Below are 1,288 nucleotides of genomic sequence, written 5' to 3'. Positions count from 1 at the left end.
AATCCTTTTAACTTACCGTCCTCTCGTGGCTACATAACGCTTTGCTAAGGTGTGAGTAACGCAATACAAAAGCTACCGCACAGCGCCTTAATCACATAAGCCACCGCAAAGTAAAAATGCCACGCGTTACGAATCACTCTTAAGCAATTTGTTAGTACATACGCTACTTCTATTTGTGCGCTCCAAGATATTGAAAAGTAGCATGATATGAAAGGCTTAGAACACTGAAGTGAGACGGGCAGCTACAAAACTTTACCGCCATTGAGAAACGTGAGTTGGCTAGAAGAAAAACGCACTGAACTACCCTACATTCACTAGCTTCAAATTAGAAAAGGATTCTTTCCTCGTCACTCAACAGCCACACCAAAAGTAATCAAGGTTCTCTCAAAAGCCACCACGAAAATGAAGAAGCGCCAAAGAAATAGACTAAGAGTTAGAAACCGTAAACGGTGAAATCAAAGCAAACACTCCGCATGTAGTGCCACCGGAAAGAACGTGAGAAGCACTAACTGAAAGGTGTAAAGACGAGCGCCAAAACAGATAAACACCAAAACTTATGACCTTTGATGTCAAACCCGTACTAACGCCCTGCTAAGGGGTGAGCAACGCAATATTGAAGCCACTGCATACCTCCTTAAACACTAAAATCAACGCATGGTTAAAATGCCACGCGTTGCGAATCCCTCTTGAGCAGATTGTTAGCAATCACGTTGACGCTGTAGTTATTTACCTTCCAAGTCATTAGACACATAGCTTAGTTTTTTCATAAGCATTCGAGCATCTTCTTGCGATATTTCAGCGAGTTTGAAAACTTGTTGTTCACGACTTGGAGCAGTAATAACCGTTGCATTACCATCAATGAAAACCATATCTGTCGTTAGTTTGTTGGAAGCATGCGCTAGCTCCCACCCTTGGTATAGATAGACAGTTTGACCTTGCTTGAGAGTGAACTGTTTGTCCCAGAAGAGCCTTGAAGGGATTAAAGGATCGTAAAATTCTAGATTTTTTTCACCAGGCTCTGCGTAAAACCAAGTATAAGATCCGTTCAGCAACTTCCCTGTTGGCTCTCCATTTACTCGATAAGTTTGGACATTCTCCAACAGCCCTTTGTTGTTACCTTGCAAAATATAAACTACTGACTTTCCGTTATTAAAATTAGGCTCAACTTTATTTGATTCCACTCTATCAGGTGCCGACGCACATCCCCAGAGAGAAACTAACAACACTGCCATTCCTATTACATTCTTCATAATACTCCTTTTTGTTATTAGTGAATGCTAACGCCTTG

The 1,288-nt window shown here is 41.5% G+C and carries 1 protein-coding gene; it reads right to left on the bottom strand.

All coding sequences use genetic code 11. The features are described from left to right. Positions 1 to 722: 722 nt before the first annotated feature. A complete protein-coding gene (locus KJB35_RS27815; protein ID WP_224721386.1) occupies positions 723 to 1,250 on the bottom strand; it encodes a DUF2846 domain-containing protein in 528 nt (175 codons plus the stop codon). Positions 1,251 to 1,288 lie beyond the last annotated feature (38 nt).

The sequence above is a fragment of the Vibrio sp. D431a genome, assembly GCF_030248655.1.
GTDB lineage: Bacteria > Pseudomonadota > Gammaproteobacteria > Enterobacterales > Vibrionaceae > Vibrio > Vibrio alginolyticus.
Note: the sequence above shows the minus strand (reverse complement) of the source record. Positions and strands in the feature narration are given on the sequence as shown.